The organism is Wolbachia endosymbiont (group A) of Brachyopa scutellaris, from assembly GCF_964026995.1.
Lineage (GTDB): Bacteria > Pseudomonadota > Alphaproteobacteria > Rickettsiales > Anaplasmataceae > Wolbachia > Wolbachia pipientis.
On sequence record NZ_OZ034720.1, the window covers coordinates 959519 to 979386 of the forward strand.

At 34.6% G+C, this 19868-nt stretch carries 35 protein-coding genes and 2 tRNA genes; 1 reads left to right on the forward strand and 36 read right to left on the reverse strand.

Translation table 11 applies throughout. From position 1 onward, the window contains the following. Positions 1-21: 21 nt before the first annotated feature. From AAGD93_RS04835 to carA, 31 genes are all read right to left on the reverse strand, one after another. On the reverse strand, positions 22-372 hold the full coding sequence (locus tag AAGD93_RS04835) for a YraN family protein (RefSeq protein WP_012673177.1): 351 nt from the start codon (positions 370-372) through the stop codon (positions 22-24). Between the two features lie 23 nt (positions 373-395). Further along, a complete protein-coding gene (gene rplQ, locus AAGD93_RS04840; protein WP_007550873.1) occupies positions 396-824 on the reverse strand; it encodes a 50S ribosomal protein L17 in 429 nt (142 codons plus the stop codon). Between the two features lie 7 nt (positions 825-831). Next, the gene (locus tag AAGD93_RS04845; RefSeq protein ID WP_012673178.1) at positions 832-1899 is read right to left on the reverse strand and encodes a DNA-directed RNA polymerase subunit alpha; all 1068 of its coding nucleotides are present in this window, start codon (positions 1897-1899) and stop codon (positions 832-834) included. A gap of 21 nt (positions 1900-1920) precedes the next feature. Then, complete coding sequence (rpsK, locus tag AAGD93_RS04850) at positions 1921-2307, reverse strand: 30S ribosomal protein S11 (protein ID WP_065094543.1); 387 nt, start codon at positions 2305-2307, stop codon at positions 1921-1923. Between the two features lie 24 nt (positions 2308-2331). Continuing rightward, positions 2332-2700, reverse strand: a complete 369-nt coding sequence (rpsM, locus tag AAGD93_RS04855) for a 30S ribosomal protein S13 (protein ID WP_341819197.1) — start codon at positions 2698-2700, stop codon at positions 2332-2334. 59 nt (positions 2701-2759) lie between these two features. After that, on the reverse strand, positions 2760-3401 hold the full coding sequence (locus tag AAGD93_RS04860; RefSeq protein WP_341819198.1) for a nucleoside monophosphate kinase: 642 nt from the start codon (positions 3399-3401) through the stop codon (positions 2760-2762). Then, positions 3398-4726: a preprotein translocase subunit SecY gene (gene secY / locus AAGD93_RS04865; RefSeq protein WP_010962747.1), complete on the reverse strand. Its 1329-nt coding sequence runs from the start codon at positions 4724-4726 to the stop codon at positions 3398-3400. The genes AAGD93_RS04860 and secY overlap by 4 nt, the downstream gene beginning before the upstream one ends. Positions 4727-4729: 3 nt before the next feature. Beyond that, on the reverse strand, positions 4730-5200 hold the full coding sequence (gene rplO, locus AAGD93_RS04870; RefSeq protein ID WP_006279863.1) for a 50S ribosomal protein L15: 471 nt from the start codon (positions 5198-5200) through the stop codon (positions 4730-4732). Between the two features lie 3 nt (positions 5201-5203). Further along, on the reverse strand, positions 5204-5716 hold the full coding sequence (rpsE, locus tag AAGD93_RS04875; RefSeq protein WP_010962748.1) for a 30S ribosomal protein S5: 513 nt from the start codon (positions 5714-5716) through the stop codon (positions 5204-5206). Positions 5717-5728: 12 nt separating this feature from the next. Continuing rightward, a complete protein-coding gene (gene rplR / locus AAGD93_RS04880) occupies positions 5729-6100 on the reverse strand; it encodes a 50S ribosomal protein L18 (protein WP_006279867.1) in 372 nt (123 codons plus the stop codon). Positions 6101-6105: 5 nt separating this feature from the next. Then, positions 6106-6651, reverse strand: coding sequence for a 50S ribosomal protein L6 (gene rplF / locus AAGD93_RS04885; RefSeq protein WP_007551152.1), 546 nt, complete (start codon positions 6649-6651; stop codon positions 6106-6108). A gap of 16 nt (positions 6652-6667) precedes the next feature. After that, positions 6668-7063: a 30S ribosomal protein S8 gene (gene rpsH, locus AAGD93_RS04890; protein WP_007551150.1), complete on the reverse strand. Its 396-nt coding sequence runs from the start codon at positions 7061-7063 to the stop codon at positions 6668-6670. A gap of 21 nt (positions 7064-7084) precedes the next feature. Next, positions 7085-7393 (reverse strand): 30S ribosomal protein S14, encoded by a 309-nt coding sequence (gene rpsN / locus AAGD93_RS04895; RefSeq protein ID WP_264338247.1) that lies wholly within the window; start codon positions 7391-7393, stop codon positions 7085-7087. 16 nt (positions 7394-7409) lie between these two features. Continuing rightward, positions 7410-7943, reverse strand: a complete 534-nt coding sequence (rplE, locus tag AAGD93_RS04900; protein WP_064124652.1) for a 50S ribosomal protein L5 — start codon at positions 7941-7943, stop codon at positions 7410-7412. 6 nt (positions 7944-7949) lie between these two features. After that, entirely contained in the window at positions 7950-8267 is a 318-nt protein-coding gene (gene rplX, locus AAGD93_RS04905) for a 50S ribosomal protein L24 (protein WP_065095310.1), read from the reverse strand. After that, on the reverse strand, positions 8267-8626 hold the full coding sequence (rplN, locus tag AAGD93_RS04910) for a 50S ribosomal protein L14 (RefSeq protein WP_006279348.1): 360 nt from the start codon (positions 8624-8626) through the stop codon (positions 8267-8269). Before rplN ends, rplX begins: the two co-directional genes overlap by 1 nt. A gap of 13 nt (positions 8627-8639) precedes the next feature. Continuing rightward, a complete protein-coding gene (rpsQ, locus tag AAGD93_RS04915; protein WP_341819199.1) occupies positions 8640-8876 on the reverse strand; it encodes a 30S ribosomal protein S17 in 237 nt (78 codons plus the stop codon). After that, positions 8869-9072: a 50S ribosomal protein L29 gene (rpmC, locus tag AAGD93_RS04920; protein ID WP_064124648.1), complete on the reverse strand. Its 204-nt coding sequence runs from the start codon at positions 9070-9072 to the stop codon at positions 8869-8871. Before rpmC ends, rpsQ begins: the two co-directional genes overlap by 8 nt. 11 nt (positions 9073-9083) lie before the next feature. Beyond that, positions 9084-9497, reverse strand: coding sequence for a 50S ribosomal protein L16 (gene rplP / locus AAGD93_RS04925; protein WP_341819200.1), 414 nt, complete (start codon positions 9495-9497; stop codon positions 9084-9086). A gap of 14 nt (positions 9498-9511) precedes the next feature. Then, on the reverse strand, positions 9512-10126 hold the full coding sequence (rpsC, locus tag AAGD93_RS04930; protein WP_010962753.1) for a 30S ribosomal protein S3: 615 nt from the start codon (positions 10124-10126) through the stop codon (positions 9512-9514). A 39-nt stretch (positions 10127-10165) separates the two neighbouring features. Further along, positions 10166-10513, reverse strand: a complete 348-nt coding sequence (gene rplV, locus AAGD93_RS04935; protein WP_007549821.1) for a 50S ribosomal protein L22 — start codon at positions 10511-10513, stop codon at positions 10166-10168. Between the two features lie 5 nt (positions 10514-10518). After that, positions 10519-10803, reverse strand: a complete 285-nt coding sequence (gene rpsS, locus AAGD93_RS04940) for a 30S ribosomal protein S19 (RefSeq protein ID WP_006279181.1) — start codon at positions 10801-10803, stop codon at positions 10519-10521. Positions 10804-10806: 3 nt separating this feature from the next. Further along, positions 10807-11631, reverse strand: coding sequence for a 50S ribosomal protein L2 (gene rplB / locus AAGD93_RS04945; RefSeq protein WP_012673181.1), 825 nt, complete (start codon positions 11629-11631; stop codon positions 10807-10809). 1 nt (position 11632) lies between these two features. After that, a complete protein-coding gene (locus AAGD93_RS04950; RefSeq protein WP_015589144.1) occupies positions 11633-11920 on the reverse strand; it encodes a 50S ribosomal protein L23 in 288 nt (95 codons plus the stop codon). Then, positions 11917-12531, reverse strand: coding sequence for a 50S ribosomal protein L4 (gene rplD, locus AAGD93_RS04955; RefSeq protein WP_341819201.1), 615 nt, complete (start codon positions 12529-12531; stop codon positions 11917-11919). The genes AAGD93_RS04950 and rplD overlap by 4 nt, the downstream gene beginning before the upstream one ends. Before the next feature lie 2 nt (positions 12532-12533). Next, positions 12534-13256 (reverse strand): 50S ribosomal protein L3, encoded by a 723-nt coding sequence (gene rplC, locus AAGD93_RS04960; protein ID WP_006279218.1) that lies wholly within the window; start codon positions 13254-13256, stop codon positions 12534-12536. A gap of 9 nt (positions 13257-13265) precedes the next feature. Then, complete coding sequence (gene rpsJ / locus AAGD93_RS04965; RefSeq protein WP_012673184.1) at positions 13266-13586, reverse strand: 30S ribosomal protein S10; 321 nt, start codon at positions 13584-13586, stop codon at positions 13266-13268. A 14-nt stretch (positions 13587-13600) separates the two neighbouring features. Next, entirely contained in the window at positions 13601-14773 is a 1173-nt protein-coding gene (tuf, locus tag AAGD93_RS04970; RefSeq protein WP_010962759.1) for an elongation factor Tu, read from the reverse strand. Between the two features lie 78 nt (positions 14774-14851). Then, positions 14852-14922 (reverse strand) — tRNA-Gly (locus tag AAGD93_RS04975). Positions 14923-14926: 4 nt separating this feature from the next. Continuing rightward, positions 14927-15009: transfer RNA gene (locus tag AAGD93_RS04980), tRNA-Tyr, on the reverse strand. A gap of 114 nt (positions 15010-15123) precedes the next feature. Then, positions 15124-16215 carry a glutamine-hydrolyzing carbamoyl-phosphate synthase small subunit gene (gene carA, locus AAGD93_RS04985; RefSeq protein WP_015589146.1) on the reverse strand — a complete coding sequence of 364 codons (1092 nt, stop codon included), beginning with the start codon at positions 16213-16215 and terminating at the stop codon, positions 15124-15126. A gap of 205 nt (positions 16216-16420) precedes the next feature. Between carA and AAGD93_RS04990 the strand changes: the two genes are divergently transcribed. After that, positions 16421-16915 carry a hypothetical protein gene (locus AAGD93_RS04990; RefSeq protein WP_341819203.1) on the forward strand — a complete coding sequence of 165 codons (495 nt, stop codon included), beginning with the start codon at positions 16421-16423 and terminating at the stop codon, positions 16913-16915. A 171-nt stretch (positions 16916-17086) separates the two neighbouring features. Here the strand turns inward: AAGD93_RS04990 and AAGD93_RS04995 are convergent, their stop codons facing one another. From AAGD93_RS04995 to AAGD93_RS05015, 5 genes are all read right to left on the reverse strand, one after another. Next, positions 17087-17731, reverse strand: a complete 645-nt coding sequence (locus AAGD93_RS04995; RefSeq protein ID WP_341819055.1) for a transposase — start codon at positions 17729-17731, stop codon at positions 17087-17089. A gap of 16 nt (positions 17732-17747) precedes the next feature. After that, a complete protein-coding gene (locus AAGD93_RS05000; RefSeq protein WP_156518135.1) occupies positions 17748-17915 on the reverse strand; it encodes a hypothetical protein in 168 nt (55 codons plus the stop codon). 248 nt (positions 17916-18163) lie between these two features. Next, positions 18164-18352 carry a hypothetical protein gene (locus tag AAGD93_RS05005; RefSeq protein ID WP_341819204.1) on the reverse strand — a complete coding sequence of 63 codons (189 nt, stop codon included), beginning with the start codon at positions 18350-18352 and terminating at the stop codon, positions 18164-18166. An 86-nt stretch (positions 18353-18438) separates the two neighbouring features. Beyond that, positions 18439-19266 (reverse strand): hypothetical protein, encoded by an 828-nt coding sequence (locus tag AAGD93_RS05010; protein WP_341819205.1) that lies wholly within the window; start codon positions 19264-19266, stop codon positions 18439-18441. Positions 19267-19374: 108 nt separating this feature from the next. Then, on the reverse strand, positions 19375-19839 hold the full coding sequence (locus tag AAGD93_RS05015) for a hypothetical protein (protein WP_341819206.1): 465 nt from the start codon (positions 19837-19839) through the stop codon (positions 19375-19377). Positions 19840-19868: the final 29 nt, after the last annotated feature.

Here is a 19868-nt window from a genome sequence, read left to right on the forward strand (position 1 = left end):
ATTAATTCAGCTACAAATCTTTCATTCTTCAATCCAAGCATTTTTTATATAAACAGGTCTTCTCTTTAAGGAAAGAAAATATAAATCATATCTGACTGAATAATCTAAAAAACTAAGGTTTTTACTTAAGAAATACTTAGAAGAATTTATAATAGACTGACATTGAAGATGAGATATCGGTATTTCTTTTCCAAGTAAACTTGTTTTAACTTCTATAAAAATCAGCTCCTTTTTTTTAGATACAATTAAGTCAATTTCACCGAACTTACAACGGTAACGGCGTTTTATAACATTATACCATTTCAGTTTTAAATATACTAAAACTAATAACTCGCCAAAGTAACCTACAAAGTAGCGTAACCTACTTACCACAAGAAGAACAATTATGATAACAATTAACTTTGTGTAACTACTTTGCCTCCTTCTTTATTTTTACTATAAACCTTACCTCTTGCTGCAATATCCCTATCAACCAGTTCTATCACTGCCATTGAAGCGCAATCACCCTTTCGAGTGCTAAATTTTATTATTCTAGAATACCCACCTTTACGATCTTGATAACGGCTGGCTAAGACGTTTAATAACTTATCAACTGCTAACTTACTATTATGAAGGCGTGAAAGCAAAAGTCTTCTACCATGTAAAGTATTCTTATTCTTAGCAATTGTAATAAACTTTTCGACATATGGACGAAGTTCCTTAGCTTTTGGTAAAGTAGTTACAATCTGCTCATGGTTAATTAATGAGATAGATAGATTCTTTAACGTCGATAATCTATGTTCAGTGCAACGAGATAGTTTACGTTTTTTTATTCCATGTTTCATATATCACCTAATCTTCATCAGTATGTTGTTTAGCCAACTCATCTATATCCTTAGGTGGCCAGTTTAGCACATTCATACCCAAAGACAAGCCAAAATTAGTCAAAACTGCCTTAATCTCATTCAAAGACTTTCTGCCAAAATTAGCAGTTCTTAACATTTCACCTTCTGTCTTTTGCACAAGATCACCTATATAAGTGATGTTTTCGTTTTTCAGACAGTTATGAGACCTGACAGATAATTCCATTTCATCTACCTTACGCAATAAGACAGGGTCATAACCCAAATCTTTAGCACCACTAGACGAAGAAACCTGCGATTTTTTATAACTTACATCAGAACTAATAAAGGGCTGAAGTTGCTCCTGTAATATTCTTGCAGCAGAGTCAACAGCTTGACTCGGAGAAATTGTACCATCAGTTTCAATTGACAATATCAGCTTATCCTTATCAGTCACTTGGCCAACACGACTGTTCTCTACCCTGTACGAAACCCTGTTGACAGGGCTATACAAAGCATTAACTGGAATAAAACCAATTAAATCCTGTTCACTCATAAGCTTCAAAAGTTCATTTTCTTTATATTTAGTTACAGGAAGATAACCTTTTCCGCTAGCCACATATATGGTCATGTTAAGCTCCACATTTTGCCCCAGCGTACATATTAACAAATCTTTATTAACAATAGAGCATTGATCATCAGTTTCTATCATCCCAGCTAATACCTGGCAAGGCCCTTTAGCGTTTAAATTTAAGCATTTATTAGAAGCACCATTTAATTTACACCTCAACATACCCATATTTAATACTATATCAGTTACGTCTTCTCTCACCCCTTGAATTGAAGTGAACTCATGAGTTACACCTTCAATTTTTATTCCATAAACAGCACTACCTTTAAGAGAAGATAACATTACACGTCTTAATGCATTACCTAATGTTAAAGCAAAACCACTTTCCAACGGTTCTAGCACTATATCACTTTTTTCACTTGAATCATCTGATATTACCTTAACTGAACTAGGTTTAATCAATTTATCTAAATTGCTACAGAGAGAAACATCATTATTATAATACATAAAACAACCTTTTCAAATATCCTATACTCTTCTTTTTTTTCTTAACCTGCACCCATTATGAGGAATTGCGGTTTTATCTGCAATTGAAGTCACAGTCAACCCACAGCTCTGAAGTGCTTTAACCGCAGCTTCGGTACCAAAGCCAGGACCGCGAATTATTACAGAGACAACCTTCATACCAAATCTCTCCATTGCGTTCTTCGCAGCAGACTCCGCAGCCTTACCTGCAGCATAAGGTGTGGATTTTCTCGAACCTGAAAAACCACATGCACCCACAGAAGTTTGACATAGCGTATTACCATGAACATCAGTTACATTTACAAAAGTATTATTAAAAGTTGCACGAATATGGACAACACCAGTAATAAACTCCTTCTTACTCTTACCAACCGTTTTGACTTTTTTCATTAAAACTCACAATAATAATAAATTTTATTTTTTCCCAGCAATAGGCAACCGAGATCTACCTTTACGAGTCTTAGCATTAGTATGAGTCCTTTGCCCTCTCACAGGTAAACCTTTTCTATGTCTCACCCCTCTATAGCATCCCATTTCCACTAAAGATTTTATGTTCATAGCCACTTCTTTTCTGAGCTCACCTTCTATAACATAATTTTGTCTAATGAAACCGCTGATCTTTTCTATATCTTCATCTCGTAATTCTGAAACATGTTTGCGCTTATCAACTTCGCAAGCGTGACAAATTACATTCGCAGTAGCAATACCTACACCATATATATAAGTTAATGCAAAAGGAACACATTTCCTCACTGGAATATTTATGCCTGCAATACGTGCCACTGGTACCTCGATACTTTATTAATAACAACTCTTAATTTATACCATAAAACAACTCAGAGTCAAACCAAATTACAAGAAATTTTACTTTCAATCTCTTGCGTTACCTCATCAACACTCAAATTAGCGTCAATTGTTAATAATTTGCCTTTATAATACTCGCGTAAACCTTTCATTTGAAGGTGATATTCACTTATTCTCTTATTAATTGCAGACATATCAGCATCATCAATTCTTTTCTCTAACCTCGTACTTTTACATTTAGCACAAGTAGTACTCTTAAAAGAAGATACACTATATATGCTTTTACAGTCCAAACACGCGAGACGATTTTTTAACCTATCGATTGCAATATTATCGTCAAGCTGCAGCTCAACTACAATGTCAACATCCCTATTATATTTTTCTTGCAAAACTTGAGTCAAAAAATGAGCCTGGTTTAAATTTCTCGGAAAACCATCTAATAAGCAATTATCATCCACCAATGCAAGCTGGTCACGTAATAATCCACATATAATTTCATCTTGAATTAAATTACCAGATTCCACGGTACCCTTTATTTTTTTACCTAACTCAGTACTGCTAGATATAATATTCCTTAATAAATCCCCTACTGAAATTAATTTTAAATTATATTTTGCTATTAACAAGCTTGACTGAGTACCTTTACCAGAACCTGGAGGACCAAAAATCGTAATGATCATCTTACTTTCCTCGTTTTAGACTCATATTTCTTTATCCAGTTGTCGTACCTATTTGAAAAAATATAAGATTGTATTTGCATAATAGTATCAGTAATAACGTTCACTATAATCAGTAAGCTCGTCCCACCAAAAATAAATGGTATATCATAATAATATCTCATAACTTCAGGTACAGTACATATGACTACCAAATACGCAGAGCCAATGAATGTCAACTTAAAAACTATATCTTGAAGGTAATCAGAAGTATGTTTCCCAGGCCTTCTACCAGGTATAAAACCACCATTTTTTTTAAGAAAATCTGCGTTTTCCTCTGGATTAAATATAAAATTGGTATAGAAAAAATTAAAAAATACTATCAGCACCAAATAGGCTACAATATATACTACTTTATTTGCCATAAAGTAATTCAAAATAAAATCAGAAAAAGCGTGCCCCTTATAGAAATTTGCAATTGAAATAGGTGTCAATAAAATTGCATTAGCAAAAATGGTTGGTACTACACCAGATAAATTAATCTTCAATGGAATATAAGTAAAATCGTCATTATGTAATCTTTTAAATTGCTTTTTAGGATGTTGAACAATAACCTTTCTATAAGAAGACTCTACAAAAATGACTAAGAGTAGCAGCAAAAAAAACAATACCAAAACAAAAAGGATAATAAATAACGATACGCTACCGTTTTTATTTAACGTTAACAAAGATGACAAAGCGCTGTGTAACTCTGATATTATACCCGTGAAAATGATTAATGAGATACCATTGCCTATACCGCTAGCGCTGATTCGTTCACCAAGCCATATTAAAAGCATAGTTCCACCTAAAAGGCTGAAAACACCTATTGTACGAAACATAACACCAGGTTCGATTACAACCAATACCCCTTCCCTATTCATCCCTTCCAATCCAACCAAAATTGGAATTGATTGAAATACACAAATTACTATGGTCAGATAGCGTATATAAGAATTCATCTTTCTACGGCCTGACTCTCCATCATTCTTAACTTCCTTCATTCCTTTAATCGCAGAAGAAAGTAACTGAATAATGATAGAAGCCATTATATATGGCATAACGTTCAATGCTAGAATTGTCATTCTAGCCAATGCACCACCAGAAAATAAATTAAATACTCCAAAAACGCCTGAGCCATCTTTGGGAAATATATCATTAATTACATCAAGATTAATTCCAGGAATAGGCACATAAGTACCCAAGCGATAGCAAATTAAAGCTATTAGCGTAAAAAATATACGCTTTAATAAATCGCCTTTATATAACAACGTAGGATCCAAGCTATTAAATGCTGATTTATTGCCCATGACTTACGATAGTATTTCCACACTACCACCAACTGAAGCTACAGATTTTTTTGCAGCTTCTGACGCAAAATCAACATGAAACACAAATTTTTCGCTCAACTTACCTTTATTAAGAAGTTTAATTTTATCCTTAATAGACTTTATAAAACCTAATTTATACAGCCTCTCCTTATCTATAACAGAGTCTTTCACTATTTTTTTAGCTTCCATTAAGCGCTGTATATCGCCAACATTAATTATAGAGTATATGCTCCTACGTATAGGCTTAAAACCTCTTTTAGGCAAACGAGTATATATAGACTGTTGTCCACCCTCAAAACCATTTATAGAAACTCCACTTCTAGCCTTCTGCCCTTTATGCCCTCTACCGGATGTTTTACCTTTACCACAACCGATACCTCTACCCAGCAACTTAGGCTTCTTTTTCTTAGATAATTTAGTAAATATAGAGTTTAATTTTACAGCATTATTCATACTTTACCTGTTTCCAACTATCTCACTAATCTTTTTGCCTCTTTTGCTTGCTACCTGACGAGGAGATAACATACTATCAAAAGCCTTAAACACCGCACATATAACGTTATGAGGATTATTTGATCTAGTGGATTTAGCTACCACATCCTTTATACCTAACACCTCAAAAACTGATCTAATCGCTCCACCAGCAATAATACCTGTTCCGGCTCTTGCGGTTCTTAAAACTATCTCACCAGAACAAAATTTAGCTTTAATATCATGATGCAAAGTTCTACCTTCACGCAAGTACACTCTAATCATTGATTTCTTTGCAGCATTTACAGCTTTGACTCTTGCTTCAGCAACTTCTGCGTGTTTACCTATTCCACACCCTACCCTACCCTTCTCATCGCCAACAACAACCAAAATTGAAAATGAAAATCTTCTACCACCTTTGGTAACCGTTGTCACTCTTCGTACCGAAACTAAAAGCTCTGATAAATCATTATTATTTTGTAAATTCTTTATAGCCATATTCAAAACCTTCTAAAATTCAAATCCAGAACTTCTTAAAGCCTCAGCAAATTGAGAAACTAATCCTGTGTATTTATACGCTCCACGATCAAACGTAAGCTGCTGCTCTAATTTCATGCCAGACAGACGCTCAACCATTAAAGAAGAAACCTGTTTTATAGTTTCAGCGTTGACTTTCCCTTTACATACATCCTTAATTTTAGCATCCAAAGTAGAAGCTGAAGTGAGAGTTATTCCTTTTACATCATTAATTAACTGGACATAAAAATGCCTATTAGATTTAAATATGGATATACGTAAACGTTCAGCGCTCTTGTCAAGCTTCGCTCTATTACGTAACTTCCTTTTTTCAGAATTACTTAAAAAATTATACGATCTTTTCATTTTTATTACTTCTTTTTACTTACAACCTTACGCAGCATAAATTTGCCTTTTATTACAACACCCTTACCTTTATAAGGATCATATTTTCTAATTTTGCATATATCAGACGCCACCATATAGACCTTCTGCTTATCCATACCACTAACTACTAAGTGAGTTGGCTTTATGCACTTAATCTCAACATCTTTAGGCACTTTATATTTAACATTATGGCTATAACCAAGATACAAAGTCAAATACTTACCATCACACTCTGCCTTATATCCCACACCGTTAATCTCAAGATTAACAGAAAAACCATCAACCATGCCGTTAATGATATTATTAATATTACTCCTATAAGTGCCCCACATAGGCTTTATTTTATCATAATTATCTTTATCTTGATCAACAGAAAGCAATAGCTGATTATCAATAATCTGACACACAACATCCCTGATCAAGCTAACTTCCTTTTCAGCCTTAGCACTCTTTATTAACATACTACCATTATTATATTCAACTGAAACACCAGCAGGAATATTGATAGGAGCAGCACCTATACGAGACATGAATTTCTCCTATTATTTAAAACACACGACACAAAACTTCTCCACCAACCTTTAACTTATGTGCATTATAATCAGTCATCACTCCTTTGGGTGTCGATATAATAAAAATACCAAGACCATTATATGCTTTAGAAATGTCCTTATACTTAGAATAACGACGACAACCAGGCTTTGACACCCTAACTATGTCACTAATTACAGGTGACTTCTCATAATACTTCAATTTTACAATGAAAGAAGGTAAATTATCTACAACTTGCTTTTCATAATCAAGGATATACCCTTCCTCTTTTAAAATCTCCAATATAGAAGAATTCATCTTAGAAAATAGTACCCTTGTTGCCCTATGCATTGCCAATTGAGCATTACGTATCCTTGTTAAAAAATCACCAATACTATCAGATAACGCCACAATATACTCCTTATATTATATTTACCAACTAGACTTTGTAACTCCTGGAATTTGCCCAAAAGAACATAAATCACGCAAAATAATTCTACATAAACCAAATTTTCTATATACTCCTCTTGGTCTCCCAGTTAAAGCACACCTATTTCTAATTTTGGTTTTAGAAGAATTTCTAGGCAATTTTTTAATTAATTTATTTTGAGCTGTAAACCTTTCTACAATAGACAAATTCTTATTATTTATTATAGATTTCAATTTTTCTCTTTTTTCTTTATATTGATCGCACAACTTTATTCTGCGAAGATTTCTTTCTATCATAGATTTTTTTGCCATATATTTCTCCTCTCAATTAATCAAAAAAAGGAAATTTAAGAGCCAGTAATAATTCCTTTGCTTCCTTATCACTAACTGCACTTGTTATAATATTAATATCCATACCTCTAATTTTACTTATTTTATCATAGTCTATTTCTAAAAACGAGATATGTTCCTTTATACCAAAGGAAAAATTACCATTACCGTCAAATTGCTTCACACTAAATCCTCTAAAATCTTTTTCCCTTGGCAAAGCAATATATATCAATCTTTCTAAAAACTCATACATTTTATCTCTACGCAAAGTTACTTTGCAACCTACTGTAGCACCTTTTCTGATCTTGAAGCCAGAAATAGATTTTTTTGCAAAAGTTGATAAAGGCTTCTGCCCAGCAATCAAATATAGGCTATCAAGTGGTTCATTTATTGCTTTACTATCTGTAGCAGCATCTCCAACGCCCATATTGATACACACCTTGACAAGTTTAGGCACTTGCATTATATTGCCGTAATTAAACTTATCCTTTAAGGACTTTACTACGCTATCTTTATATAATTCTTTAAACATATCAACCTAATCTATCACTTCTCCAGAAACTTTTGCAAAACGCACTTTTCTACCGTCTATAACCTTAAACCCCACTTTAGTTGGAGTTTTATATTTAGGGTCCAATGTTGCAACGTTGGATATATCAATAGCTAACTCTTTATTTAATATACCACCACTACTACCAGCTTTTGGTTTAGTATGTCTCTTATGCACATTCACTCCAGAAACAATTACTTTCTTTTTAGCATCACGTGCTATAACTTTGATTACCTTACCAATTTTTCCCTTATCTCTACCAGTTAAAACTATAACGTCGTCACCACTTTTTATTTTAGCACTCATTATAAAACCTCAACAGCTAATGACATTATCTTCATAAAAGAACCAGATGATAACTTTTTTACCGGACCAAACACCCGAGTGCCAAGTGGTTCACCTTGATCATTAATCAAAACTACAGCATTGCTAGAAAAACGAATTACAGAACCATCAGATTTTCTAATAGGGCTTTTCACCCTCACCACAACTGCTCTATATACTTTTCCCTTCTCAACCTTCCCTCTTGGAGTAATAGATTTAGTAGATACAATAACTGTGTCACCTATAGATGCAGATTTTCTACCACCCAATAAACCAATACAAAGCACTGCACGCGCACCAGAATTATCAGCTACTTCCAATAATGTATTTTTTTGAATCATGTAAATATCCTATTCAATGTGAGCTATTAACAACAACCCATTTTTTAGTAGTAGAAATAGGCTTGTGTTCTTGTATTAAAACCTTGTCCCCTTCTTTAAAACTATTATTCTCATCATGTGCTGTATACTTCTTGTATTTTTTTATAACCTTTTTATACAGCTCATCCTTATACACTTGTAATACCGAAACCTTTACAGTCTTATCACACTCAGCCTTAGTTACAGTACCACAAAAAACCTTTTTAGGCATTCTTTTCCTCTCTTCTTCTTTTATTTAATGTAGTTAGAATACGAGCTATGCTCTTTTTTATTAAGCTAAAACGCGAAATATTGTTGCACTGGCCCAGCTTTTTTTGAAAAACCAAATTAACAAACTCTTTTCTCAAATTCACAAGAATTTCATGCAATTCTTGCGAGGACCTCGATTCAATGTCAGCTATATCCATTGCAACTCCATTTAATTATGATTAGATACAAATTTACACTTCATAGGAAGCTTAGCAGTTGCCTTTTCAAGCGCCAATCTTGCTAAATGCATGGGAACATCACTGCTAATTTCAAACAACATTCTACCGGGCTTAGCTTTAAATACCCAAAACTCAACACTACCTTTCCCTTTACCCATACGCACATCCGCCGGCTTTTTACTAACAGGGGTATCAGGAAAAACTCTTATCCACACTTTACCAGAGCGTTTTAATGTTCTAGATATTACACGCCTTGCAGTTTCAATATGCTTAGATTGAATCCTACCTGCTTCCATAGCCTTTAGACCATAATCTCCAAAAGATAATGTGCTACCACCTTTCGTGTTACCCTTAATTCGTCCTTTAAATACTTTTTTATATTTACTTTTTTTAGGAACAAACATTTCAATATACCTAATTAGTTACCAATATAAACCCAGACCTTAACTCCTATGATGCCATATATAGTTTTTGCTTCAGCAAAAGCATAATCTATATTAGCACGTAAAGTATGCAAAGGCAAACGGCCTTCTTTATACCACTCAGTACGAGCTATCTCAGCTCCGCCAAGGCGCCCAGAACAACTTACTTTAATACCTCTAGCACCCATCCTCAAACAACTTTGAATAGCTTTTTTCATCGCTCTTCTAAATGAAACCCTTTTTTCTAACTGCTGTGCAATGCTGTTTGATATTAAAACTGCATCTATTTCAGACCTTTTAACCCCTACTACATTCACTTCCACATTATTTTTTACTTTTTCAGCTATCTTTTGCTTTATCTTCTCAATATCCGAGCCTTTCTTACCTATTATCACTCCAGGTCTAGAAGAATGTATTATTACAGATACCAAATCGATCGTACGCTCTATAATTACTTTAGAAACACCAGCATGCTTAAAAGATTCATTTATATAACTGCGAATAGATAAATCTTGATGCAACCCTTGTTTATAACCCTTCTCAGCATACCAAATAGATGACCAAGTATTAATTATTTTTAACCTAAATCCTTTAGGATTAACGTTTCCCATATTTTTGCACTTTCCTTATTAATTTTCTATTTTTATGAATCATATAATTTCCCCCAATTTTACAGTTATATTACTATAACGTTTACTAACTCTATTAGCTCTACCCATAGCTTTTGGACATACCCTACGCAAAGTAAGAGACTTACCTATTAAAATTTCTTTTATATATAAATTATCGATATCCAATCCATAATTTTGAGCATTAGCAATCGCAGAATTTAATACCTTCCTTATAAGACCTGCAGCTTTCTTTTCACAAAATCTTAATTGCACAGTGGCAAAAGAAACTTTTTTATTACGTACTAAACCAGCAACCAAATTCAATTTACGAGGAGTTGATTTTAAAACCCTAGAACCAGCTTTAACTATTACATCTCTGTTTTTCATATCAATTACCTTCTTGTCGCCTTTTTATCACCACTATGCCCAGTAAATTTACGAGTGGGTGAAAACTCACCAAACTTATGACCTATCATATTCTGATCATTAACATTCACAGGAATGTAATCCTTACCATTATAAACAGCAAACTTTAAACCTAAACAATTAGGAAGAATTACAGAAGCCCTGGAATGAACTTTTATAGCCATGTTAACAAACCCCTTGTTTAAAGCATTATTCACCGACTTTAATATAGAAGGATGACAAAAAGGAGGCTTCCATGCAGATCTACTCATAAACTAACCTTTCAATTGTTTTATATACTTATCACTAGATTTATTTCTCTTTCGAGTTTTCTTTCCTTTTGTTGCAACACCCCAAGGAGTAACAGGATGACGACCACCAGAGGTTTTTCCTTCCCCGCCTCCATGAGGATGGTCAACCGGATTCATTGCAACTCCACGTACAGTAGGTCTAATCCCAAGCCACCTACTTCTCCCAGCTTTACCCAACTTTCTATTCTTATGGTCAGGGTTAGATACTACACCAATAGTAGCCTTGCAAGAAGATAAAATCAACCTAATTTGACCAGACCTGAGTCGTAATAAAACATATTGGCCATCACGACCAACGATTTGTGCATAACAACCAGCAGCTCTAGCAATCGCAGCACCATTACCTGGCTTCAGCTCAACATTATGAACGAAAGAACCAACAGGTATATGCTTGAGTAGTAAACAATTCCCTGGCAAAATATCAGCATCATTCCCAGCTGTAACAACATCACCTGGCTTCATACCTTGAGGAGCTAATATATAAGACTTAATATCATCTTCCTTATATGATATTAACGCCAAAAACCCACTTCTATTTGGGTCATACTCTATTTTTTCAACTATACCTTGACCACTTCTATTACGCTTAAAATCTATCACTCTATACTTCTTTTTGTGACCACCACCCCTATGACGAGTTGTAATTCTACCATGATTATTTCTTCCACCACTGGACTTTTTACCGGATGTAAGAGACTTTTCTGGCTCATCTTTTGATAAACCAACTTTACTTACTAACACAGTCCCACGAGAAGACGGAGTAACAGGATTAAAAAATTTCATACCCATACTAAACGCTCATTATATCTAATTTTTGACCATCCATCAAAGAAAAATAAACTTTCTTTTTCTGTTTTTCACAACCAATCACACCCCTAAAACGCCTATATTTAGGCTTAATTCTAACAACATTTATAGAAGAAATTTTAACATCAAATAGAGACTCTATTGCCAACTTTATTTGACGCTTATTTACATTTACAAAAACATACAAAGAATATTTATTAAACTTCTCCCTCAAAAAAGAGGCCTTTTCTGTAATTATAGGAGATTTTATTATATTATTATATTTGATCATAACAATCTACCTTCAAGATGCTTTAAAGTATCCTTTGTCAACATCACGCATTCGTGATTCAATATATCAAAAACATTTAACCCAATAGGTTTGATTAAGTCTACATAGTGCAAGTTTTTAGCCGCACGCAACAAATCATCTCCATAATCACCAACTATCAAAAAGGAAGAAAATTTAAAATTTTTAATACATTTACACATTTCAGACGTTTTCTTCACATCAATATTTAAATTATCCAGAATAATTACTTGATTATTTAAATACTTTAGAGATAAAGCAATTTTTAAACCAAATTTGCGTACCTTCTTATTAAGAGAATAAGTATGATTCCTCACAACAGGGCCGAAAATAATCCCACCACCTCTAAATTGAGGAGATCGCAAGCTCCCTTGTCTTGCCCTACCGGTACGTTTTTGACCATAAGGTTTAGCTGTTGTACCAGAGACATCACTGATACCTTTTGTTTTATGAGTACCAGCTCTTCTCTTCGCTAATTGCCATCTCACTATATCATGCAAAATACTCAATTTTTGCTTAGCAGAAAATATCAAAGGATTGAGCTGAGCAGTACCTACATTATCATTAGATAGATTAACTAAATTACATTCCATAACTAACTTACCAAATTACTAGCATCATCATTTACATCTAACAGTAAACCTACCGGAAAAGGAACATCTTTATGTAAAGATTTTTTAACTGCATCTCTTACAAAAACATAGGAATTTTTAAACCCAGGAACATTATTACCCTTCACAGCAATTATACTATTTTCATGATCAATGGATAATATCTTCATATTCTGTGCAGTTATCCTGCTGTTACCTAAATGACCAGCCATTTTCTTTCCTTTGAATACTCTACCAGGATCCTGACATTGGCCAGTGGAACCTTGTGATCTGTGAGCAATAGAAACACCATGAGATGCCCTAAGCCCACTGAAATTATGCCGCTTCATCACACCAGCAAATCCTTTACCTATAGAATAACCCGTAATATCAAGATATTGACCAACCACAAAATGATTGATTCCCACTTTTTTACCACATTCTATTCCCGACAGGTCATTTAATCTACTTTCGTATAACTTACATTTATTATTTATACCCTTTTTCTTTAAATATTCCAACTGAGGTTTTGCTATATTTTTAAAATCTCCTGTGCCTAAAATGACTGAATTATAGCCACATTTATCTTGTCCTTTTATATCAATAATATAAGTTTCGCTGAGATGCAATAAAGTTACAGCCATGCGACTATTGTCAGAATACATAGCAGTATGACCAATATTCATCATTAGTAAACCAATTCTCCTCAGCGAATTTATTCTCTTCATTTCCTTCTCCTAAACCTTAACTTCCTTGACTTTTAAATCCACTTCTACGCCAGCAGAAAAAGATAAACCTGTAAGCATCTGCATCATAGTAGGAGTAAGATCATGTAAAACAATCAAACGCCTAGAAGTTCTCATTTCAAACTGTTCACGAGATTTTTTATCAACGTGAGGAGATCTATTAACAATAAATTTAGAATCTTTCCTTGGCAACGCAATCGGACCAGATAATTTTGCACTGGACCGCTTTAATTCATCAACAAATTTTCGAACACACTCCTCCAATAAAGAACAATCGAAAGCCTTAATGTTAATATATATATCTTGCTTCATCTTAGTTACTACACTCACTCCAAAATTTCAGAAACAACACCAGAACCAACAGTTCTACCGCCTTCTCTTATCGCAAAACGCAATCCCTTATCCATTGCTATCGGTACTTGCAATTCTACTTCTACACTCACATTATCTCCTGGCATTACCATCTCCTTCCCATCTAGCAATTTTATGCTCCCAGTTACATCCGTTGTCCTTAAATAAAACTGTGGCTGGTAATTCGCAAAAAATGGTGTATGCCTTCCTCCTTCCTCTTTCTTTAATATATAAACCTCCGCCTTAAACTTTCTATGCGGTGTTATCGTCCCCGGTTTCGCTAATACTTGCCCTCTCTCCACTTCTTCTCTTTTTGTTCCTCTTAACAATATTCCTACATTGAGTCCTGCACTTCCCTTATCCAGCAACTTCTTAAACATCTCAACACCTGTGCATATCGTCTTTTGCGTCGCTTTCAGACCTATTATCTCTATCTCTTCTCCCGTCTTTATCTCTCCCTTCTCTATTCTTCCTGTTACCACTGTTCCTCGCCCCGATATCGAAAATACATCTTCGATTGGCAATAAAAATGGTAAATCCACAGGCCTTGGTGGAACCGCTACATATTCATCTAACTTTTCCATCAATTTGTCTATTGATTTCTTTCCATATTCGCTGCTGTCATCCTCCAGCGCCTTGAGTGCTGAACCAACCACCACAGGCACTTCATCCCCTGGAAACCCGTATTTACTCAGTAATTCCCTCACTTCCATTTCTACTAAATCTATCATATCAGCATCAGCAACATCAGCTTTATTTATATACACCACGATATATCCAACACCTACCTGCTTCGCCAGCAATATATGCTCTCTCGTTTGTGGCATTGGCCCATCAACCCCCGACACTACCAATATCGCCGCATCCATCTGTGCTGCACCTACTATCATGTTCTTTACATAGTCAGCGTGTCCAGGACAATCAACGTGTGCATAATGCCTTTTTTCCGTCTGATACTCAACATGCGCTGTTGCTATCGTTATCCCCCTCTTCCTTTCTTCTGGCGCTTTATCTATCTGATCGTACGCTACAAAATTTCCATAATGCTTCGTTATCGCCGCTGTTAACGTCGTCTTCCCATGATCCACATGTCCTATTGTTCCCACATTTACATGCGGCTTTCCAAATGCTTCCACTATTGCTGTCATAATTTAAACTTTTCTACCTAAAATACAAATACATCAATAAATAATATGTTGATTTTATAAAAATACAACAAAAAAAAGAGCGGATAGTGGGAATCGAACCCACGTCACTAGCTTGGAAGGCTAGAGCTCTACCATTGAGCTATACCCGCACAATGGAGGAGGTAGGATTCGAACCTACGTACGCTCACGCGGACAGATTTACAGTCTGTTACCTTTAACCACTCGGTCACTCCTCCGCAAAAATTTGTTAAGAGAATACTATTTTAGCATCTTAACTTAAGCTCTTATTGTATTTAATACTAAACGCCTAAAATTAAAAAATCAAGCAATAAAACCTACCCTGATTAAAATCACGCAGATTTCATTTTATACAACACAATATTGTCAATAAAACGTTTAAACAAATAATGCGAATCATGCGTACCTGGCGCTTCTTCTGGATGGTATTGCACAGAAAAGACTGGGTAATCCTTCATCATTATTCCCTCTACACTATTATCAAATAGAGAAATGTGAGTAATTTCAACATTACTTAGAAGAGAAGCTGAATCAACAACGAAACCATGATTTTGGCTAGTGATCTCAACTTTTCCACTAATTACATCATAAACTGGATGGTTACTCCCTCGGTGACCTATATCCATCTTGATGGTCTTTGCCCCCAAAGTAATCGCAAGTAATTGATGGCCCATGCATATGCCAAAAATTGGTATTTTAGATTTTATAATAATGTCTATTTCTGAAACTACACTTTCTCCTATTTCTTGCGGATCACCAGGACCATTTGAAAGCACTATCCCATCTGGATTCATACTCAACACTTTTTGAGCAAAACCTGTGCTTGGTCTGATTAATTCAACTGTACAACCAAGTTCTATTAAGCGTGAAACTATACTGATTTTTACGCCAAAATCAACGATTACAACCCTATATTTTGCATTAAGGTCACTTTTAAAATTACTATGCAAGCTGACTTTATTGGTTATTTCTATCCCATTTACAGATTTGTATTCCTTCAATTTGTCCAACGCATGCGCCTTACTTGATGAGCATATCATTCCATTTTGAGATCCATGTTCTCTCAAATGTCTCGTTAAAGCTCTAGTATCAACTCCTGATATCCCAATCACGTTATTTTTCTCTAACCAATCATTTAAACTGATATATGAAGAAGGGTGGGACATAGAAGAAAGTTCACGCATAACCACACCACTTGCAAAAATTTTCTTTCCTTCATTATCCTTATGGTTTATTCCAACGTTACCAATATGAGGAAAAGTGAACGTTATAATTTGATCGGCAAAAGAAGGATCAGTTATAGTATGCTGATAACCGGTCATACCAGTGGTAAAACAGACCTCACCTATGCATTTGCCTTTTTTACCTACTGATTTTCCCCAAAAGCACTTCCCATCTTGTAAAATTAAAACTGCGTCCTGCACTTCATTATCTATTTAACTGATTCAAAACAGTATACAAGAATTTCAAATAATACGTAACTCTTTCTAAAATTCCAAATTTAACCACGAAGCAGCAAAAAATAACATGAAAAACTTTTAATACAATCTTTCATATAAAATATATAGTTGACTACCTTCATATTTCGTATTAGATATAGGTAAATCATAAGTAAAGTGAAGGGTAATAATGAACACTGGTACAAATCAATCAAAAAAAATAAATGAGAAGTGGTTAGCTGGAGGAATTGGCGCGCTATTATTTGTAATGATGCTACCGTCGATTCTTCTTTTAGCAAAAATAGCTATAGGGCTAATTATGGTTTCAGTTGCAGCAATAGCGATAAAAGTTGCCTTAAAAACAATATCGAATGCTTTAGAGGATAAACAGGCAGATCAAAGCCAAGCGAAGCAACAAACAACACAAAGTAAAATTATAAACCTGGCTATTGGATTAACATCTATATTCGTAGGAGGATTATCACTATTCATTATAGCACAAACTGGCTTAATTGCAGCATGTGCAGCTATAACTGCTTTAGCTCTACACGAATATGTTAAAAATCAAGAAATAGGAAAAGAGATCAATGATAAATTCGATAAGGTAGCTGACAGTATAACTGACTTTATTGTTAGCAGCGTTGAAAAACTTATTCCAACAAAGCCGCCAGGCATAACAGCCTAAACTGTCTCCGTTCAGGGCATAAGTGTTACAAGTAGCATTATATAAAGCGATTAATGGCATCTACCGTCTTAAACATCAAGATAAAAATTATTGTTTTTTATCATAGCATTTAAACAAATGATGATTTTTCTCATTACAGCAACTAAAGCGACTTTAGCGGCTTTGCCAGAGTCAACTAAACGCTGCTTTCATTTTTTTATTATGACGCATTGCAACCACAGCAGACATGTATAATGCTTTTCGAGCATAAAATCTGCCACCTATGATCTGGGCTTTGCTCACTTTCCTTCCGCTTTCACTAGTTTTTGGTGCAACTCCAACTAGACAAGCTATTTCCTTATTATCTAACCTGCCAAGTTCAGGTACCTCTATGAGTAGGATACTTGCGGTTTTCCGTCCAACACCTTTATAGCTAGTTAGCAGTTTGCTTTTTTCCTTCAAATCAGGATCAGAGTTTATTATATCTTCTATGTCTTGCCTAATTTGCTCTAATTGTTTTTTTGCAAATTCTATCTGTTTTTCTATATATTCCCTGGCTTTTCCTGTAACCTTATGCAAACGACACTTATTTGCGTGAACTTCATCGTTTAGATTGCGCTCAACTGCTCTTAGCTCTCTTAGCTCTTTTAGTTCTTCTTGCTTTTGTGAAACTATGTATTCTACTACCTCGTCATTTTTTGTGATAAATTCAGCATATTTTTCTAGTAATTTTGCATCTAATTTATCTGTTTTTGCAAAGTGGTTGCAGGCTTTTGCAAATGCATATACCCGATTTGGGTGAGCTCTGTGAACAGCTATGTTATGTTCCCGTAACAACTTTATGACAAGTTTTTCATAACCACCTGTTTACACATAACTTAACAAATACGTTAGCCATTTTTGACTTTATAAACTCAGATATAGCTGTCTCTACATTTTCTATACGCTGATGTTTATTGTTGATTGAGATATCAAGTGTTTCTTTTGAAACATCAATACCAATGAAAACTGTTCTAGCCATTTTTGTACCTATAAATATAATCAAATAATAATGTAACAGGATTGTGATTCGATCTTTTAGATCCCCCTACCGTTCGTACTCCATTTTTTAAAGCTAGGAGTGTACTGAGATGCCTACGATTTCTATCAATCAATCCAATTGACAGCTAGCTCATTATAGTCTTGCGACTTTGACTTAATATACAATCCTCCTGATAATAGAATAATTGTATCTGTTCAGGGGCATCGCAAATATTGAAGCAAAAGTGGTCAGTGCTTACTATACGAATATTGTGATTTGAATCCACTAGGGAGGATGTCATCCCAGTGCCCAGACACTGGGATCCAGGAATTTTGATTAGAGATTAAATTGGTGAGTATAAAAGTAGCTAATCCTACGTTAAAATACAACGTTTTTAATGGGACTGCGTAAAAGGGCTGGATTCCAGTGTCAAGCACCGGAATGACACCTTTGTGTTTGAGGCAAAACCTGCTATAACATTTCTTCGCAAACAAACGTTCGTACAGTTATGTATCAGCTACTTTCATGGCACCATTTGTTGTAAACTCACATTTTCTCTATGATTATCTTTATTTGCCGCTTTCCCGGACGGATGCTCTACAGTTATTTCCTCATCAATAGCCGAGCGAGGTGCACCAGAACCAGGTACAACAATATTCTCGTGCGATTGCGTATCCTTCTTTTCCTCACATGGTGTTTGCTTAATGAAATGTGCTGCTAAAACTTCATGTAAAGCTTTACCTTTTATAAGCACAGCCTCGTTTTGCTTAGCTAACTCTAAAATTTTCTTTGGTTCAACATCTTTACCGTCAATAGTTGATTTTTTAATACTCACTTGACCTAAATTTATATTTAGAACAACAGTACAGTTAAGGTCTTTTCCAGATTCATCTTTTGCACCCCAACTAATTTCGATGTCACATATTGCAAATTCTGTAAAGGAGTAGTTCCTCTGTTGTTTCTCATTCTTCTCAATTGTTACTATTCTTTTATCATTACTATATATTTTTACTCTTTGTATCTCATTTTTAATTGTTTCCATCCTTTTAGTCTTTTCGCTAAAAAGACGACTAGTTTCTAAACTCTGTCCAGGTTTAGTAATGTTGATACTAAGATTATCATAATGATTAACAAGATGTCCTGCCTTTTTGTCTGGCCAATAACATCCATCAAAGAAACCAATTAGATCATCTTTGTTTAGAAATTCTTTTGCATCATTCATTCCTTCGTCAATTCGAAGAAGATATCTACCCAACCTCTTTTTAAAATTTTCTTTTAACTCCTCCTGATCTTTAGAAGTAAGCTTCTTATCCAATATATCCATTATTTCTCTTTGCTTACTTAATACCACATAGTTAAAAAGGAAAATGCTCTCCTTCTCCCGTCGATAATAGTTTGCTATTTTGTCAAATGGATCTGCTGGCCGGCCGTTATTATAATTTACAGAATCAGAAGAATCTTAACATTTATTATCCTTAAAATTGAAATTCAATTTTTCAAAATCTGATAACACTTCTTCTGCCCTATCTTTAAAAGACTGAAGTCTATCTTGAAGTTCTTTTCCATAATTCATTCCTTTGTCAATTTGAAAAACATATTGACTATATTTCTTTCTAAACTCCTCCTGTTCTTCGAGAAGAGGAAGATTCCTATCTAATATATCGATTATTTCTTTCCGCTTATTCAATATTACATAGTTAAAAAGGGCACTCTCCCCCTTCTTTTCATAATCGTCTGCTATTTTGTCAAAACACTTATTATCCTTAAACTCCAATTCCTCAAAATCTGAGAGCACACTTTGTACCTGAGTCTCATCGAATTGAAGATTTGCTTGAGGAGATAGAAGAGTCAACTTTTCTTCACTTTCCTTGGTACTCGAATTTTTGTACAAATCATTAAATAGATTTGTAATACTAGAAAACATTTCACACCTCTATTGTTATAAGTAAACTT

What these genes read in the sequence shown, in the direction of transcription:
- AAGD93_RS04845 (WP_012673178.1), bottom strand. Translation starts at nt 1,899, where the DNA reads ATGTATTATAATAATGATGTTTCTCTCTGTAGCAATTTAGATAAATTG.
- rpmC (WP_064124648.1), bottom strand. Translation starts at nt 9,072, where the DNA reads ATGGATATAGCTGACATTGAATCGAGGTCCTCGCAAGAATTGCATGAA.
- rplF (WP_007551152.1), bottom strand. Translation starts at nt 6,651, where the DNA reads ATGTCTCGTATAGGTGCTGCTCCTATCAATATTCCTGCTGGTGTTTCA.
- rplQ (WP_007550873.1), bottom strand. Translation starts at nt 824, where the DNA reads ATGAAACATGGAATAAAAAAACGTAAACTATCTCGTTGCACTGAACAT.
- rplN (WP_006279348.1), bottom strand. Translation starts at nt 8,626, where the DNA reads ATGATTCAAAAAAATACATTATTGGAAGTAGCTGATAATTCTGGTGCG.
- rpsK (WP_065094543.1), bottom strand. Translation starts at nt 2,307, where the DNA reads ATGAAAAAAGTCAAAACGGTTGGTAAGAGTAAGAAGGAGTTTATTACT.
- rpsC (WP_010962753.1), bottom strand. Translation starts at nt 10,126, where the DNA reads ATGGGAAACGTTAATCCTAAAGGATTTAGGTTAAAAATAATTAATACT.
- AAGD93_RS04860 (WP_341819198.1), bottom strand. Translation starts at nt 3,401, where the DNA reads ATGATCATTACGATTTTTGGTCCTCCAGGTTCTGGTAAAGGTACTCAG.
- tuf (WP_010962759.1), bottom strand. Translation starts at nt 14,773, where the DNA reads ATGACAGCAATAGTGGAAGCATTTGGAAAGCCGCATGTAAATGTGGGA.
- rplR (WP_006279867.1), bottom strand. Translation starts at nt 6,100, where the DNA reads ATGAAAAGATCGTATAATTTTTTAAGTAATTCTGAAAAAAGGAAGTTA.
- rplD (WP_341819201.1), bottom strand. Translation starts at nt 12,531, where the DNA reads ATGGAATGTAATTTAGTTAATCTATCTAATGATAATGTAGGTACTGCT.
- rplB (WP_012673181.1), bottom strand. Translation starts at nt 11,631, where the DNA reads ATGGGTATGAAATTTTTTAATCCTGTTACTCCGTCTTCTCGTGGGACT.
- rplV (WP_007549821.1), bottom strand. Translation starts at nt 10,513, where the DNA reads ATGAAAAACAGAGATGTAATAGTTAAAGCTGGTTCTAGGGTTTTAAAA.
- rpsJ (WP_012673184.1), bottom strand. Translation starts at nt 13,586, where the DNA reads ATGAAGCAAGATATATATATTAACATTAAGGCTTTCGATTGTTCTTTA.
- AAGD93_RS05000 (WP_156518135.1), bottom strand. Translation starts at nt 17,915, where the DNA reads ATGGCTAGAACAGTTTTCATTGGTATTGATGTTTCAAAAGAAACACTT.
- AAGD93_RS05015 (WP_341819206.1), bottom strand. Translation starts at nt 19,839, where the DNA reads ATGTTTTCTAGTATTACAAATCTATTTAATGATTTGTACAAAAATTCG.
- rplE (WP_064124652.1), bottom strand. Translation starts at nt 7,943, where the DNA reads ATGTTTAAAGAATTATATAAAGATAGCGTAGTAAAGTCCTTAAAGGAT.
- rplP (WP_341819200.1), bottom strand. Translation starts at nt 9,497, where the DNA reads ATGTTTGTTCCTAAAAAAAGTAAATATAAAAAAGTATTTAAAGGACGA.
- rpsS (WP_006279181.1), bottom strand. Translation starts at nt 10,803, where the DNA reads ATGAGTAGATCTGCATGGAAGCCTCCTTTTTGTCATCCTTCTATATTA.
- rplX (WP_065095310.1), bottom strand. Translation starts at nt 8,267, where the DNA reads ATGAGTGCTAAAATAAAAAGTGGTGACGACGTTATAGTTTTAACTGGT.
- rpsN (WP_264338247.1), bottom strand. Translation starts at nt 7,393, where the DNA reads ATGGCAAAAAAATCTATGATAGAAAGAAATCTTCGCAGAATAAAGTTG.
- secY (WP_010962747.1), bottom strand. Translation starts at nt 4,726, where the DNA reads ATGGGCAATAAATCAGCATTTAATAGCTTGGATCCTACGTTGTTATAT.
- rplO (WP_006279863.1), bottom strand. Translation starts at nt 5,200, where the DNA reads ATGAATAATGCTGTAAAATTAAACTCTATATTTACTAAATTATCTAAG.
- AAGD93_RS04990 (WP_341819203.1), top strand. Translation starts at nt 16,421, where the DNA reads ATGAACACTGGTACAAATCAATCAAAAAAAATAAATGAGAAGTGGTTA.
- rpsE (WP_010962748.1), bottom strand. Translation starts at nt 5,716, where the DNA reads ATGGCTATAAAGAATTTACAAAATAATAATGATTTATCAGAGCTTTTA.
- rplC (WP_006279218.1), bottom strand. Translation starts at nt 13,256, where the DNA reads ATGAAGAGAATAAATTCGCTGAGGAGAATTGGTTTACTAATGATGAAT.
- AAGD93_RS04950 (WP_015589144.1), bottom strand. Translation starts at nt 11,920, where the DNA reads ATGATCAAATATAATAATATAATAAAATCTCCTATAATTACAGAAAAG.
- rpsQ (WP_341819199.1), bottom strand. Translation starts at nt 8,876, where the DNA reads ATGCCTAAAAAGGTTTTTTGTGGTACTGTAACTAAGGCTGAGTGTGAT.